This is a genomic window from Cupriavidus alkaliphilus (assembly GCF_900094595.1).
GTDB classification, from domain to species: domain Bacteria; phylum Pseudomonadota; class Gammaproteobacteria; order Burkholderiales; family Burkholderiaceae; genus Cupriavidus; species Cupriavidus alkaliphilus.
The window spans coordinates 521407-536833 of the sequence record NZ_FMAD01000003.1 but is presented as its reverse complement, the minus strand read 5'-3'; the positions used below and the strand labels follow the sequence as shown (position 1 = coordinate 536833).

Here is a 15427-nt window from a genome sequence, read left to right as displayed (position 1 = left end):
CGAATGGTTGCCCGCGGCCCCCGCCGTACCGCTCAAACCAGCCCGTCGAACAGCATTACCTCGACCGCGTCGCCGGCCTTGACCGAGTCCTGCTGGTGGCCAAGCACGATAAAGCAGTTGGCCTCGCTCATCGAGCGCAGCACGCCGGAGCCCTGCTGGCCGGTGATGCGCACTTCCCACTCGCCGTCGCCGGCGCGCGCCAGGATGCCGCGCTGGTACTCGGTGCGCCCCGGCTTCTTGCGGATCGCCTGCGCGCTGCGCACGCGCAGCAGCGGCAGCGGCGGCACCGTCGCGCCCATCAGCCGGTGCAGCGCCGCGCGCACGAAATGGTAGAAGGTGACCATCACCGCCACCGGATTGCCGGGCAGGCCGAACAGCAGGGCCGAGTGCGCGCCCGCGCCGTCGGCCTGGATGCGCCCGAAGGCCATCGGCCGGCCCGGGCGCATGGCGATCTTCCAGAACGTGACATCGCCCAGGCGCGCCATGATCTGCTTGGTGTAGTCGGCCTCGCCGACCGAGACCCCGCCCGAGGTGATGACCGCGTCGGCGCTCTCGCAGGCGGTGCGGAAAGCGGCTTCGAGCGACTCGGGATCGTCGCGCACCACGCCCATGTCGAGCAGGTCCACGTTCATCCGGCGCAGCATGCCGTGCAGCGTGTAGCGGTTGGAGTCGTAGACGCAGCCGGGGTCGAGCGGTTCGCCGATCGAGCGCAGCTCGTCGCCGGTGGAGAAGAACGCCACGCGCAGGCGCCTGCGCACGCGCACCTCGGCCACGCCCAGCGACGCCAGCAGGCCGAGGTCGGCCGGCTGCAGGATCCGACCCGCCTGCAGCGCCGCCTGGCCACGGGCCAGGTCTTCGCCGCGCAGGCGCCGGTTGTCGCCGATACGGACGCAGTCCGCGGCAAAGCGGATGCGCGCGCCGCCGGCGACGGTTTCGACAAATTCCTGCGGCACCACCGTATCGCAGCCGGCCGGCATCACCGCGCCGGTCATGATGCGCACCGCCTGCACGGCGGTGGGGGCCAGCGCGCCGGCAGCGCCCGCCAGCGCGCTGCCGATCACCTCGAGCTCGACCGTGGCGGTCTGCGCCGCGGCCAGGGCCGCACCGTGGAAGGCATAGCCGTCCATCGCCGAGTTGTCATGCGCCGGCACGTCGATGGTCGAGACGATGTCCTCGGCCAGCACCCGGTCCAGCGCGCTGCGTATCGGCAGCTGCTCGATGCCGCGTACCGGCTCGACCACCTCGCCAATGATGCGGTTGGCCTGGTCCACCGGCAGCGCGGTGGGGTCGTAGTCGGACAGGCAGGAAATGACGGATTGCAGCGATGGCATGGCGGCTCGGCGGTCGGCGATGGCTGGGGCAGGGATTCAGCGTGCTTCGTGCGCGCGCAGTTCGTCCAGGGTGTTGATATTGGCAAAGGCCGCGGCGTCGTCGAACAGCACTTCGGCCAGCCGGTGCGAGGCGGCCCAGGTCTCGATCTTGCGGCCGCCCCCGGAAAGATAAGCCACCAGGCTGTCGAGCGCACTGACCGGCATCAGGCAGAACACCGGCTGGGTCTGGCGCTGCCCGTCCTGGTCCAGCGTGACCGGGATCGCCAGCTCGGCGCCTTCGGCCTCGATCGCTTGCGCCAGGCGCGCCACCAGGTCGGTCGGCAGGAACGGCGAGTCGCACGGCGCCGTCACCATCCATGGGGTGCTGCACTGTTCCAGGCCGGCCAGCATCCCGGCCAGCGGGCCGGCGAAGTCGGGCACGCTGTCGGTGTAGACCGGCACGCCGAAGGACTCATAGGCCGCCAGGTTGCGGTTGGCGTTGATCATCAGCGCGCCCACTTGGGGCGTCAGCCGCATCATCGTGTGCATGGCCATCGGCGTGCCCTGCAGCGGCTGCAGGCCCTTGTCGGTGCCGCCCATGCGGCTGCCCCTGCCGCCTGCGAGGATCAGGCCGGTGATGTCGTCGCGTGCAATCATGGATGGGTTGTGCGGCGGGTTCAGCCGCCGATATAGGACATCTCGATCTTGCGCTCGGCGCGCCTGGCGCGCACGGACGGGTCGCTGCGCTGCTCGGAATAGTTGTCGGTGCGGCCCTGCCATACCTGGGCGATCGCGTTGGAGATTTCCAGGTCGCTGTAGCCGCCGCGCAGCAGCGCGCGCAGGTCGAAGCCCTCGGTGGCGAACAGGCACAGGTAGAGCCGGCCTTCGGTGGACAGCCGGATGCGGCTGCAGTCGCCGCAGAAGGCGTGGGTGACGCTGGAGATCACGCCGATCTCGCCGGCGCCGTCGCGGTAGCGCCAGCGTTCGGCGGTCTCGCCGGTATAGTTGGCTTGCACCGGCTCGAGCGGGAATTCGGCGTCGATGCGCTTCACCACCTCGGCCGACGGCAGTACTTCGTCCATCTGCCAGTGATTGCTGGCGCCGACGTCCATGAACTCGATGAAGCGCAGGATGATGCCGCTATGGCGGAAGTGGCGCGCCGCCGGCACGATTTCCTGGTCGTTGGTGCCGCGCTTGACCACCATGTTGACCTTGATCGGCGCCAGGCCCACGGCCTGCGCGGTTTCGATGCCGCGCAGCACGTCGGCGACGGCGAAGTCGACGTCATTCATGCGGCGGAAGGTGGCATCGTCGATCGCGTCCAGGCTGACGCTGACCCGGGTCAGGCCTGCGTCGCGCAGCGCGCGCGCCTTGCGTGCCAGCAGCGAGGCGTTGGTGGTCAGGGTCAGGTCCAGCGGCTTGCCCGATATGGTCTCGATCTTCGCCAGCATCTCGACCAGATGCTCGATGTTCTTGCGCAGCAGCGGTTCGCCGCCGGTCAGGCGGATCTTTTCGACGCCGTGGGCAACGAACAGGCGTGCGGTGCGCTCGATCTCCTCGAAGCTCAACAGCTCGGAATGCGGCAGGAAGGTGTAGTCCTTGTCGAACACCTCCTTCGGCATGCAGTAGACGCAGCGGAAGTTGCAGCGGTCCGTCACCGAGATGCGCAGGTCGTGCAGCGGCCGGCCGCGGCGGTCGGCCACCAGGCCGGTCGGCGCAACCAGGTCGCCTGGAATGCTGGGCTTCATCGAGCGGTAGCGATGGTCGCGCAGGTCGAAAATCGGGATGACGGATTCGGTCATGGCCTGTGGGTGGCACGGCGTCCGGGGAGCGCGACGGCAACGCAAGAAGCGATGTGGCGCGGGCGCTCGGGGACCGGATGCATTCTGCTGCCATTCTAGCCGAGGCCGGGGCGGAGCATCCGCATCCCGCGGTGATGAGGGGGATTCACCGCGCTTGCCTCGCGCCCGTTTGCCCATGAAAAAAGGGGACGGCCAGGCCGTCCCCTTCTTGCTTTGGCTGCAGCGCAGCGGCGCCGCTTACTGCTGCGATGCCATCTGCACTTCGCGGCTGCCGGTTTCCACCAGGATCATCGGGCCCTGGGGCAGCGGCGGCAGCGGCTTGCGCTCGCGCGGCACGCGCGGGGCGGGCACGATGCGGGCGGCGGCTTCCTGGGCCGAGCGCAGCTTGTCGCTGTCGGTATGGACCCATTGCAGGCCGGCGGTGGCCAGCATCGGCTCCAGGTTTTCCAGCGACGCCGGCGCTGCGGCAGGGACCGTAGCCGGGGCAGGGGCCGGGACCGAAACGACCGGCTCGGCCGCCGCAGCGGTTGCCGCGACCGGTGCCGGCACGGGCGCCGGTGCGGGTACCGGGGCAGGGGCAGCGGCCGGCACGACCGGCGCAGCGGTTTCGACTGCCGCGCTGATCGCAGGCTCGGAGACGGCTTCCGCAGCAACGGCCTCGGTCACCGCCACGGGCACCGGCGTGACAGCTTCGGCAGGTTCGGCAGCTGGCGCGGCCACCGGCTGGACCACCGGGGTGGCTTGCGCCGCCGGGGCCGGCGTCACGTCTGCCGGCACCGCGATGCGGATGGCTTCGACGGGTTCGGTCGCGGCCTGCGCGGCGACGGCCGCCTGCGGCGCAGGCTCGGCCGGCGCGCCGCTTTCGGCGCTGGCCGGGGCGAAGCCTTCGGCGGCGGCGCCTTCGTCTTCACCCGCCACGCCTTGCACCGACTCGTCGCGTTCGCGGCGATAGCGGTTGCGGCCACGGCGGTTGCGGCGGCGGCGTTCCTCGCCCTCGGCGGTCTCCGCGGTCTCGGCGACACCTTCGGCGCCTTCCGGCAGGTCGGCGCGCGCCTGGGTGTCTTCGGTCAAGGCCTGGGGCAACACGCCCAGGGCCTGGGCGGCAGCGATGGCTTCCGGCTGCGGCGCTTCACCGGCTTCGGCTTCGCGCAGTTCGCTGCGCTCGCGCTGGCGTTCGCGCTGGCGCTCGCGGCGTTCCTGGTTGCGGTCGCGACGGCCTTCCTGGCGCGCCTCGGCGCGTTCGCCGGGCACGGCCTCGGCCTGGCGCGCCACGGCCGGCGTGGCCTGGCCTTCACCCTGCTGGCGCGGCTGGCGGCCCTGGCGTTCGCCACGGCCCTCGCGCTGCTCGGCGCGCTCCGCGGCCTGGCGTTCGCCACGCTCGGCGCGTTCGCCACGCTCACCGCGCTGGCCGCGTGCCTGGCGCTCGCCACGTTCGCCGCGCTCGCCACGTTCGCCGCGCTCGGTGCGTTCGCCACGCTCGCCACGTTCTGCGCGCTCGCCACGCTGGCCGCGGCCTTCGCCACGCGGACCGCGCTCACGGCGGCCATCGGCGCTGCGGGTTTCCGCGGCGGCAGCCGGCTTGGCCGGCTCCACCACCGGCGGGGTGGCCGGACGGGCGCCGAACAGGCCCTTCAGCCAGGCGATAAAGCCGCCGGCTTCCACCGGCTTGGTGGCCGGCACGGGCGGGGCCACCGGAGCGGCTTCCGGGCGCGCGGCGCGCTCGGGGCGCGGCACCGAGACCGGGGCGGGCTGCTCGGGCGTGATGCCCTTGACCGCGGCTTCCTGGCGCGGCTTGGCTTCTTCCTTGCGGCGGCTGCTGTAGCTGGTGTCGGCTTCCAGTTCCTTGGCGGCGGCCTCGGCCATCTTGTAGCTGGCGGTGCTGTCTTCCAGGCGCGGGTCGTCGTGGCGCAGGCGCTCCAGCTTGTAGTGCGGCGTCTCCAGGTGCTTGTTGGGAATCAGCAGCACGTTGACCTTGAAGCGCAGCTCGATCAGGTTGATTTCCTGGCGCTTCTCGTTCAGCAGGAAGGCGGCAACCTCCACCGGCACCTGGCAGTGGATAGCGGCGGTGTTTTCCTTCATCGCCTCTTCCTGGATGATGCGCAGCACCTGCAGGGCGGACGATTCGGTATCGCGGATATGGCCGGTGCCGTTGCAGCGCGGGCAGGTGATGTGCGAGCCCTCGGACAGCGACGGGCGCAGGCGCTGGCGCGACAGCTCCATCAGGCCGAAGCGGCTGATCTTGCCCATCTGCACGCGCGCGCGGTCGTGGCGCAGCGCGTCCTTCAGGCGCGTTTCCACGTCCTTCTGGGCCTTGCCCGACTCCATGTCGATGAAGTCGATCACGATCAGGCCGCCCAGGTCGCGCAGGCGCAGCTGGCGGGCGATCTCGTCGGCGGCCTCGAGGTTGGTGCGCAGCGCGGTTTCCTCGATGTCGGCGCCCTTGGTGGCGCGCGCCGAGTTCACGTCCACCGAGACCAGCGCCTCGGTGTGGTCGATCACGATGGCGCCGCCCGATGGCAGCATCACCATGCGCGAGTACGCGGATTCGATCTGGTGCTCGATCTGGAAGCGCGAGAAGAGGGGTACGTCGTCGCGGTACTTCTTCACGCGGTTCATGTTGTCAGGCATCACCACGCTCATGAAGGCGCGGGCCTGTTCGTAGATCTCGTCGGTGTCGATCAGGATCTCGCCGATATCCGGCTGGAAATAGTCGCGGATGGCGCGGATCACCAGGCTGGATTCCAGGTAGATCAGCAGCGGCGCCTTGTTGTCGCCGGCGGCGCCGTCGATGGCCTTCCACAGTTGCAGCAGGTAGTTCAGGTCCCACTGCAGTTCCTCGGCCGAGCGGCCGATGCCGGCGGTGCGGGCGATGATGCTCATGCCTTCCGGCACGGTCAGCTGCGCCATGGTCTCGCGCAGTTCCTGGCGGTCTTCGCCCTCGATGCGGCGCGACACGCCGCCGCCGCGCGGGTTGTTCGGCATCAGCACCAGGTAGCGGCCGGCCAGCGAGATGAAGGTGGTGAGGGCCGCGCCCTTGTTGCCGCGCTCTTCCTTCTCGACCTGGACGATCAGTTCCTGGCCTTCATGCAGGGCGTCCTGGATGCGCGCGTTGCGCACGTCGATGCCTTCCTTGAAGAAGGCGCGCGCGACTTCCTTGAACGGCAGGAAGCCGTGGCGCTCTTCGCCGTAATTGACGAAGCAGGCTTCCAGCGAAGGTTCGATGCGGGTGATGACACCCTTGTAGATGTTGCCCTTGCGCTGTTCGCGCCCGGCAGTCTCGATGTCGATATCGATCAGCTTCTGACCGTCGACGATGGCGACGCGCAATTCCTCCTGTTGCGTCGCGTTGAACAGCATGCGTTTCATCGCAATACCTCACTCCAGTGTCGCGGGTGGCACCGTCTGGGCGGTGTCCGCGGCGATCCATGGAGCACGCGAGGGAGCGAGCGAGGCGCGAGAATTGCCGGAAAGCGCCGCTGCGCAAGACATGCGAGCGGCTGGGCGCGGGTGAAAGAGAGCGATGACGTCGGGGTAACGACCGCAGGGCAGGAGAGAACACCGGAGGCTGCTCTTGCGCAGACATCCGGCGCATTCCCATCCCGGAGGCGATGCTGGGGCCGGCGCAACCAGCGCCGGCGGCATCGCGGCCGGCCGCGGAAGGCCTAGACGCGTCAAAGAGCAAATTTTTCGGACACGGCATGGTTGCCGTTGCTGCCTGACTTCTCCTGGCGGGCGCACCTACTACTTCTTGGAGTTCTGCGACCGGGCGCCGGTAATTTCCAGTCAGGCGGCAGGTCAACCTGCCGGCCGGCACCGTTTCCCGGTGCGGGCGGGACTTCTCTCACCGAAGCGGATGCCGGCTGCGGCATCCGCCTTTAAATTCTGTTTTACCTGAACACTCAGTTCCCACGTCACCGCCTGCCCGTGCCGAAGCCACCTTTGGGCGACTTCCTGCATGCCGGCGGCACCGTGCGTGCTGCTTTTTGCTGCCATTTGCCCGTCTGGCGCTTGGCGTAACGCGAATTGCGGGAGACGGGCGGGGTCGACGGCAACCCCAAGTGTAGAATGCGAAAAATCGAATAAAACTCGAAGATCCATCGCTTACACAGGTCTTGCGCTGCCGGCCACGAGCCGGAACAGCGAGGAAATTATATTGAAAATGAATGAGTTACGCCATCAAATTGAAAAGGCTGCCGAAGCTGCGCCGGTCAGCCCCCAGGTGGCGTATGTCACGATTGACGAAGGCTCCGAAGGCCAGCGCATCGACAACTTCCTGTTGAAGGTGGCCAAGGGGGTACCCAAGAGCCATATCTACCGGGTGCTCCGTTCGGGCGAGGTCCGTGTCAATAAAGGGCGTATCGACGCCACTTATCGCCTCCAGTCCGGCGATGTGGTGCGCATCCCGCCGATGCGGGTGGCGAGTGCGGCGCAATCCGGGGCGTCCGTGCCGGCCGGGGAATTCCCGGTGTTGTTCGAGGATGCGCACCTGCTGGTCATCAACAAGCCGGCCGGCGTCGCCGTGCATGGCGGCTCGGGCGTCGCCTTCGGGGTGATCGAGCAATTGCGCCGGTCACGGCCGCAGGCCAAGTTCCTGGAACTGGTGCACCGGCTGGACCGCGAGACTTCCGGCATCCTGGTGCTGGCGAAGAAGCGCGCGGCGCTGGTCCACCTGCATGAGCAGATGCGCGGCAACACCATGGACAAGCGTTATTTCGCCTGCGTCGCCGGCGAATTCCTGAACGCCCGCCAGCACGTGAAGCTGCCGCTATATAAATACAGCACGCCGGAGGGGGAGCGCCGGGTGCGGGTCCAGGCCGACGGCCTGGCCTCGCATACCGTGTTCAACCGGATCGAGGCCTTCCGGGGTTTCACGCTGCTGGAGGCCGAACTGAAGACCGGCCGCACGCACCAGATCCGCGTCCATCTGGCGCATTCGGGTTTCCCGATTGTCGGCGACGAGAAGTATGGCGATTTCACACTGAACAAGTCGCTGGCGCGTTCCGGGGCCAAGCCCGGCATCAAGCGCATGTTCCTGCACGCGCACCGGCTGGTGTTTATCCACCCGGCCACCGGCGAGCCGCTGTCCGTGGAGGCGCCCCTGCCTGACGAATGCGTCGGATTCCTGCAACAATTGCGAGAACTGCACGCCCCGGAGTAGGGTAGTGCCTCAAACGCCACAAGGACTTCCATGGCCAGGCAACAGTTTGACCTGATCGTTTTCGACTGGGACGGGACGCTGATGGACTCGACCCCGACCATCGCCAAGTGCATCCAGCTCGCCAGCCGGGACCTGGGCTTGCCGGTGCCCGACGACAGCGCCGCCAGCCACGTGATCGGGCTGGGGCTGAAGGATGCGCTGTCGTATGCGGTGCCGACGCTGGATCCCGCCGACTATCCGCGGCTGGCCGAGCGCTATCGCTACCATTTCCTGACCCGCGACGCCGACCTCGTGCTGTTCGACGGCGTGCGCGAAATGCTTGAGACGCTGCGCGCGGAACACTACTTTCTCGGCGTGGCTACCGGCAAGACCCGCGTTGGCCTGCAGCGCGCGCTCGCAGCCAGCGGCCTGACCGCACTGTTCGACGCCACGCGCTGTGCCGACGAGACCTTCTCCAAGCCGCACCCGGCCATGCTGCACGAACTGACGCGCGAACTGGGCCAGGACGTGGCGCGCACGGTGATGATCGGCGACACCACCCATGACCTGCAGATGGCGGCCAACGCCGGCGCCAAGGGCCTGGGGGTCTGTTACGGGGCGCATCCGGCCGAGTCGCTGCGCGCCATGGCGCCGGTGCACTGCGCCAGTTCGATCCCGGACCTGACCGAGTGGCTGCTGGCCCATGCCTGACGCCGCCTCCGGCCAGGCGCCGGTGCGGCTGTGCGCCGCCGAGGCATTGCAGGACGGCGGGCTCGGCGTGCGCTTCTCGGTGGCGCTCGACCAGCGCGAGATCGGTGCCTTTGTGGTGCGTTTCGATGGCGTTGCCCATGCCTACCTGAACCAGTGCGCGCACGTGCCGATGGAGCTGGACTGGCAGGAGGGCCGGTTCTTCGATGCCTCGGGCCTATACTTGATGTGCGCCACTCATGGCGCGGTGTACGCGCCGGATAGCGGCGAGTGCGTTGGCGGTCCCTGCCGCGGGGCCGCGCTGGCCAAGCTGCAGGTCGAAGAACGCGATGGCCAGGTCTACTGGCTGCCGCGGACCCCGTACCGCGCGCCCGGGCCCTCCGGCGACGCCTGAATCGATTTCCACGAGCGATTTGCATGACAGAACAACAGAAACCGCCCTCGGATGAGCCTAACGAACCGGGGCAGCCGGACCCGCGCAAGCCCGCCGGCGAGGCCGGCGCGGCCCCCGTGCCCGAGTCCGAGCGCCTAGTGACCGCGCCGCGCGCCGAGTTCCCGCTGGAAGACGAACTTCGCGCGGGCGATGACGCCGCGCGGCGCGAAGCGCGCGAGCGCAAGGCGCGCCTGGCCGGCGCCACCGGCGGCGCGCAGGTGGGTGGCGGCTGGGAGCGCGATGTGCTGGAAAAGGTGCTGACCGCCTCGCTGCGCGAACAGCGCGCGGCGCGGCGCTGGCGCATCTTCTTCCGGCTGGTGACCCTGGGCCTGCTGGCGCTGATCCTGTTCGCGGTGTTCGACTTCAAGGGTGACGGCGCCATCAGCGCCTCGGGCCGCCACACCGCGATGGTCACGCTCGAAGGCGAAATCGCCGCCGGCACGCCGGCAAGCGCCGAAGCGATCAACGCCTCGCTGCAGGCGGCCTTTGCCGACAGCAATGCCGCCGGCGTGATCCTGAAGATCAATTCGCCCGGCGGCTCGCCCGTGCAGGCAGGCATCATCAACGACGAGATCCACCGCCTGCGCGGCCTCTACCCGTCCAAGCCGCTGTATGTGGTGGTCGAGGAAATCTGTGCTTCCGGCGGCTATTACGTGGCGGCGGCGGCCGACAAGATCTATGTCGACAAGGCCAGCATCGTCGGCTCGATCGGCGTGCTGATGGACGGCTTTGGCTTTACCGGGCTGATGGACAAGCTGGGGGTCGAACGGCGGCTCTACACCTCGGGCGCCAACAAGGGCATGCTCGACCCGTTCTCGCCGCAGGTGCCGAAGCAGAAGGCCTTTGCCGAAGCCATGCTCAAGCAGATCCACCAGCAGTTCATCGACGTGGTCAAGGAAGGCCGGGGCGACCGGCTCAAGGACGATCCGGAGCTGTTCTCCGGCCTGTTCTGGTCGGGCGAGCGCAGCGTCGCGCTGGGGCTGGCAGACGGCCTGGGCAGTGCCGAGTATGTCGCGCGCGACCTGTTCAAGGCCGAGGACATCGTCGACTACACGGTCAAGGAGAACATCGCCGAACGCGTGGCCAAGCGCTTCGGCGCGGCCGTGGGCGCCGCGGCGATGAAAACCATGCTGTGGAGCACCGGCATGCAGGGCATGCGCTGAAGCCTGCCGCGGCAGCGATTGAAAAAAGGGGCGCGGACGCCCCTTTTGTCATTTGCTGTCCCGCTGTTTACTCCTTATAGGGCGAGAAGCGAGAAGATCGCCGGGCGCTTGTGCAGCGCGATCCGCTCCGGGCGCCAGTCCGACAGCGGCAGCGTGACGATGGTCTCGCCGGGCAGGGTCAGGTCCACCGCCACGGACAGCAGCGTGGTGCCGGCGCAGTGCTGGCGCATGGCCTCCAGCAGCGCGCCGTTGCGGTACGGCGTTTCGATGAAGACCTGAGTCTGGCTGGCCTTGCGCGAGCGCTGTTCCAGTTCGCGCAGCCGCTGCGCGCGCTCGTTGGCATCGACCGGCAGGTAGCCGTTGAAGGCAAAGCTCTGGCCGTTCAGGCCCGAGCCCATCACCGCCAGCAGGATCGAACTGGGACCCACCAGCGGCCGCACGCGGATGCCGCGCGCATGCGCCAGCCGCACCAGGTCGGCACCCGGGTCGGCCACCGCCGGCACGCCGGCCTCTGATAGCAGGCCGCCGTCGCGGCCGGCCTGCAGCGGCGCCAGCAGCGCCGCCAGGGCGTCGGCGCGCGTATTGACATTCAGTTCCTGGATCTCGATCTGCTGGATCGGGCGCGCCAGCGGCGTTGTTTCGCCCAGCTTTTTCAGGAAGGCGCGCGCGGTCTTGGCGTTCTCGGCGACGAGGTAGTCCAGCCCGGCTGCGACCTGCTGCACGCCGGCCGGGATCACGTCGGCCAGCGGGTCGGCTTCGTCGCGCTTGCCGAGGGTATTGGGGATCAGGTACAGGGTGCCGCTCATCGTGGGTAGGTGCGGTGGGTGCAGGTCATGCGGAAAGGAGAGGGTAGCCGGCCTGGCGCAGCATGCCGGTCAGCGCGATCAGCGGCAGGCCGACCAGCGCGGTGGGATCGTCGGACTCGACCCGCGCCAGCAGCGTGATGCCGAGTCCCTCGGACTTGGCGCTGCCGGCCACATCGTAGGGGCGCTCCAGCTGCAGATAGGTCTCGATTTCGGCGTCGCTGAGATCGCGCATCGTCACGCGGGTCTGCACGTCGGCCAGCTGCGCGGCCCCCGTGCGGGAATCCAGCAGGCACAGTGCCGAGTGAAAGGTCGCAGTGCGGCCACGCATGCGGCGCAGCTGGGCCACGGCGTTGTCATGCGTGCCCGGCTTGCCCATCTGGGCGCCGTCCAGCGTCAGCACCTGGTCGGAGCCGATCACCAGCGCGCCGGGGTGGCGCGCCGCGATGGCCTCGGCCTTGCGCTGCGACAGCCGCAGCGCGGTGGCCTCGGGCGCTTCGCCGGTCAGCGGGGTCTCGTCGATGTCCGGCACCGCGACTTCGAAAGGAATGCGCAGCCGCTCCAGCAGTTCGCGGCGGTAGGGAGAGCCGGAGCCGAGAATAAGCCGGGGGCGTGGGTCTGGAGACATAAGTAATAGAATCAGGGCAGGAAGCCGTGTGGCTTCCGGAGCAAGGCCTTTGACCTCGGGTAGGTTTACACCGTATAATCGCGCGTTTAGCCGCATCCGCACCCGGGCGCAGTGCCGCCAATGTGCGCGGCCCGCAGTCCGTCAGGCAAGGAATGTGGCGAACCCGTCATTGATTTGCGACAGGAGCCACGCACATGACCCAGCCGATCGACCTGCGCGCGCTTGACCTCTTCGCCATGTGCCGAAAGGGTGAAAGCCTGGCCGGCGACGTGGCGGTGCGGGATTTGCCGCGCATCTTAGCCGAGACCGCCGCGCAAGCGCCAGCCTCGGCACCCGATGAGACCTTCGCCTATACGGCCACCGGCTTCGTGCGCGAGGAGGCGGCCGAGCCCGGCGCCCCGGTGGCGCAGCGGCTGTTCCTCGACGTGACGGTGCAGGGCCGGATGTGGCTGGATTGCCAGCGTTGCCTGGCGCCCTATGCCCAGCCGATCGATGCGGCGACGCGTTTCGAGGTGGTAGAAAGCGAAGAAGCGGCCGACGCCGCGCCGATGGACGACGACGAAGTCGACGTGATCGCCGGCTCGAAGCGGTTCTCGCTGCTGGAACTGATTGAAGATGAAGTGCTGCTGGCGTTGCCGGTGGCACCCAAGCATGACGTCTGCCCGACGGTGCACGAAAGCCTCGTGACCGGATCGGACGGCGAGGCCCAGCCTGAAGCTGAGCCAGAGGAAGAAAAGCGGCCTTCGCCCTTCGCGGCGCTGGCCGGCCTGAAGACCCGGCACTGAAGCCGCCAGCGCGCGGCCTGCAGGGTCTTGCAGGTGAATCTGAAGCATCCGGCCGGGCCCCGGCTACGCCTTGGGCGGGATGCGTGTGTTAATATTGAAAAATTCTCGAAGGAGTCATCATGGCTGTTCAACAGAACAAGAAGTCGCCGTCCAAGCGCGGCATGCACCGTTCGCACGACCACCTGTCGGCCGCGCCGCTGGCAGTCGAGCCGACCACCGGCGAAACCCACCTGCGCCACCACGTGAGCCCGAACGGCTACTACCGTGGTCGCAAGGTCATCAAGACCAAGAACGACTGATAGCTTCGCTAGGCGTGACGTTGCGTCTCGCTCGCGCATGCCTGTGGGTCGGACAATAATCGGTCAGACACAAAAAAGCGGCAAGATCGTTGCCGCTTTTTTGTTGGGCGCTCGGGATTCCCGCCGGGCGTGGCGTGCGCCGCCGCGCTATCCGTACCAGGAACAATGACGATCAAAATCGCTATCGACTGCATGGGCGGCGATCACGGAGTTTCCGTGACGGTGCCTGCGGCGATCAGTTTTCTTTCCCGCCACGATGATGCCGAGATGGTGCTGGTCGGCTTGCCCGACGCCATCCGGGCGCAGCTGAAGAAGCTGCACGCGCTGGACCATCCGCGCGTCAGCATCGTCGAGGCCACCGAGGTCATCACCATGGATGACCCGGTCGAGGTGGCGCTGCGCAAGAAGCGCGACTCCTCGATGCGCGTTGCCGTCACCCAGGTCAAGGAAGGCCTGGCTGGGGCCTGCATCTCCGCCGGCAACACCGGGGCGCTGATGGCGGTATCGCGCTACGTGCTGAAGACGCTCGAAGGCATCGAGCGGCCGGCCATCGCCACCACCATCCCCAACGAGCAGGGCTGGGGCACCACGGTGCTGGACCTCGGTGCCAACGCCGACTGCGAGCCCGAGCACCTGCTGCAGTTCGCGCGCATGGCCGAGGCCATGGTGGCCGTCGTCGATCACAAGGAACACCCCACGGTGGGCCTGCTCAACATCGGCGAGGAAGTCATCAAGGGCAACGAGGTGGTCAAGCGCGCCGGCGAACTGCTGCGCGCCTCGGAGCTGAATTTCTACGGCAACGTGGAAGGCAACGACATCTTCAAGGGCACCACCGACATCGTGGTCTGCGACGGCTTCGTCGGCAATGTGGCGCTCAAGAGCACCGAGGGACTGGCCAAGATGATCGGCAGCATGATCAAGGAAGAATTCACCCGCTCGTGGTTCACCAAGCTGCTGGCCGCGGTCGCCATGCCGGTGCTGTCGCGCCTGGCCAAGCGGCTCGACCCGGCGCGCTACAACGGCGCGTCGCTGCTGGGCCTGCGCGGGCTGGTGATCAAGAGTCACGGCTCGGCCGATGCCCATTCTTTTGAGTGGGCTATCAAACGCGGGTATGATGCCGCCAAGAATGGCGTGATCGCCCGCATTACCCGGGCTTTCGCCGATAAATCCAGCGCCGCGGGCGGTGCCCAGCCCGCCCCGGAGACAGAGGCGCCCGGCGCGCATCCCAGCCCCCACGTCGCCTGAGCGCCACGCGCGCCGGTCGAGGGTGCCCGCGGGCCATACGATCCGACAATACATGACCAAGTACGCAAAAATCATCGGTACCGGGAGCTACCTGCCTCCGCGGCGCGTGACCAACCATGACCTGGCCGCGCAGCTTGCCGAGAAGGGTATCGAGACCAGCGACGAGTGGATCGTCTCGCGCAGCGGCATCTCGGCGCGGCACTGGGCCGAGCCCGATGTGACCAGCAGCACGCTGGCGGTCAAGGCCGCCGAGCAGGCCATCGAGGCCGCTGGCATCGACCGCCAGGACATCGACCTGATCATCGTCGCCACCTCGACGCCGGACTTCGTGTTCCCCAGCACCGCCTGCATCGTGCAGGAAAAGCTGGGCATCACCAACCATTGCCCGGCCTTCGACCTGCAGGCGGTGTGCTCCGGCTTTGTCTACGCGCTGGCCACCGCCGACAAGTTCATCCGCAGCGGCTCGCACCGCAACGTGCTGGTGATCGGCACCGAAGTGTTCTCGCGCATCCTGGACTTCAACGACCGTACCACCTGCGTGCTGTTCGGCGACGGTGCCGGTGCGGTGGTGCTGTCGGCGTCCGACGAGCCGGGCATCCTGTCCAGCGCCATGCATTCGGACGGCAGCCATGTCGACATCCTGTGCGTGCCGGGCAACGTCGCCGGCGGCAACATCACCGGCAACCCGTTCCTGCACATGGATGGCCAGGCAGTGTTCAAGCTTGCCGTGAATGTGCTGGACAAGGTGGCGCGCGAAGCGATGGAAGCCGCCAGCGTGTCGCCTGACCAGGTCGACTGGCTGATTCCGCACCAGGCCAATATCCGCATCATGCAAGGCACGGCGAAGAAGCTGGGCTTGCCGGCCGAGCGCATGGTCGCGACCGTGCACGAGCACGGCAACACCTCGGCCGCCTCGATCCCGCTGGCGCTGGACGTCGCCGTGCGCGACGGCCGCATCCGCCCGGGCCACACCGTGCTGATGGAAGGCGTGGGCGGTGGCTTCACCTGGGGCGCGGTGCTGCTGCGCATGTAATACGCGGCCGGTGCCGGGGCGTGCCGCGCAGGCACGACCTGCCCCGGCGCCGGCCCCCGATTTCTTGTTAGGGTTTCCATC

Annotated in this window: 14 protein-coding genes; 8 read left to right on the top strand and 6 right to left on the bottom strand. The window is 68.1% G+C overall.

Translation table 11 applies throughout. The features are described 5' to 3' along the window. Positions 1–32: 32 nt before the first annotated feature. From moeA to GA0116996_RS09105, 4 genes are all read right to left on the bottom strand, one after another. Positions 33–1331 carry a molybdopterin molybdotransferase MoeA gene (gene moeA, locus GA0116996_RS09120; protein WP_092309653.1) on the bottom strand — a complete coding sequence of 433 codons (1299 nt, stop codon included), beginning with the start codon at positions 1329–1331 and terminating at the stop codon, positions 33–35. 36 nt (positions 1332–1367) lie between these two features. After that, positions 1368–1967, bottom strand: coding sequence for a molybdenum cofactor guanylyltransferase MobA (gene mobA / locus GA0116996_RS09115; protein ID WP_092309650.1), 600 nt, complete (start codon positions 1965–1967; stop codon positions 1368–1370). Positions 1968–1987: 20 nt separating this feature from the next. Beyond that, on the bottom strand, positions 1988–3112 hold the full coding sequence (gene moaA, locus GA0116996_RS09110) for a GTP 3',8-cyclase MoaA (protein WP_092309647.1): 1125 nt from the start codon (positions 3110–3112) through the stop codon (positions 1988–1990). 237 nt (positions 3113–3349) lie between these two features. Next, entirely contained in the window at positions 3350–6478 is a 3129-nt protein-coding gene (locus GA0116996_RS09105; protein WP_092309644.1) for an Rne/Rng family ribonuclease, read from the bottom strand. 793 nt (positions 6479–7271) lie between these two features. On the opposite strand from GA0116996_RS09105, the gene GA0116996_RS09100 reads away from it, so the two are divergent. Genes GA0116996_RS09100 through GA0116996_RS09085 form a run of 4 tightly spaced genes read left to right on the top strand, consistent with a single transcriptional unit; the run spans position 7272 to position 10553 of the window. After that, positions 7272–8270: an RluA family pseudouridine synthase gene (locus GA0116996_RS09100; RefSeq protein WP_092309641.1), complete on the top strand. Its 999-nt coding sequence runs from the start codon at positions 7272–7274 to the stop codon at positions 8268–8270. 30 nt (positions 8271–8300) lie between these two features. Continuing rightward, on the top strand, positions 8301–8960 hold the full coding sequence (locus GA0116996_RS09095; protein WP_092309638.1) for an HAD-IA family hydrolase: 660 nt from the start codon (positions 8301–8303) through the stop codon (positions 8958–8960). Then, positions 8953–9351, top strand: coding sequence for a Rieske (2Fe-2S) protein (locus tag GA0116996_RS09090; protein WP_092309635.1), 399 nt, complete (start codon positions 8953–8955; stop codon positions 9349–9351). Before GA0116996_RS09095 ends, GA0116996_RS09090 begins: the two co-directional genes overlap by 8 nt. 23 nt (positions 9352–9374) lie before the next feature. Further along, on the top strand, positions 9375–10553 hold the full coding sequence (locus GA0116996_RS09085; RefSeq protein ID WP_092309632.1) for a S49 family peptidase: 1179 nt from the start codon (positions 9375–9377) through the stop codon (positions 10551–10553). 74 nt (positions 10554–10627) lie between these two features. On the opposite strand, the gene GA0116996_RS09080 is transcribed toward GA0116996_RS09085, so the two are convergent. Continuing rightward, entirely contained in the window at positions 10628–11359 is a 732-nt protein-coding gene (locus GA0116996_RS09080; RefSeq protein WP_092309629.1) for an SAM-dependent methyltransferase, read from the bottom strand. Between the two features lie 25 nt (positions 11360–11384). Next, on the bottom strand, positions 11385–11984 hold the full coding sequence (locus tag GA0116996_RS09075) for a Maf-like protein (protein ID WP_092309627.1): 600 nt from the start codon (positions 11982–11984) through the stop codon (positions 11385–11387). A gap of 194 nt (positions 11985–12178) precedes the next feature. Here GA0116996_RS09075 and GA0116996_RS09070 point away from each other — a divergent pair, with 194 nt between their 5' ends. The 4 genes from GA0116996_RS09070 (at position 12179) to GA0116996_RS09055 (ending at position 15346) form a co-directional block, all read left to right on the top strand. Next, complete coding sequence (locus GA0116996_RS09070) at positions 12179–12769, top strand: DUF177 domain-containing protein (protein WP_092309624.1); 591 nt, start codon at positions 12179–12181, stop codon at positions 12767–12769. Between the two features lie 119 nt (positions 12770–12888). Further along, entirely contained in the window at positions 12889–13068 is a 180-nt protein-coding gene (gene rpmF, locus GA0116996_RS09065; protein WP_010814675.1) for a 50S ribosomal protein L32, read from the top strand. A 165-nt stretch (positions 13069–13233) separates the two neighbouring features. Continuing rightward, entirely contained in the window at positions 13234–14313 is a 1080-nt protein-coding gene (gene plsX / locus GA0116996_RS09060; RefSeq protein ID WP_062800881.1) for a phosphate acyltransferase PlsX, read from the top strand. 52 nt (positions 14314–14365) lie between these two features. Further along, on the top strand, positions 14366–15346 hold the full coding sequence (locus tag GA0116996_RS09055) for a beta-ketoacyl-ACP synthase III (RefSeq protein ID WP_092309621.1): 981 nt from the start codon (positions 14366–14368) through the stop codon (positions 15344–15346). Positions 15347–15427 lie beyond the last annotated feature (81 nt).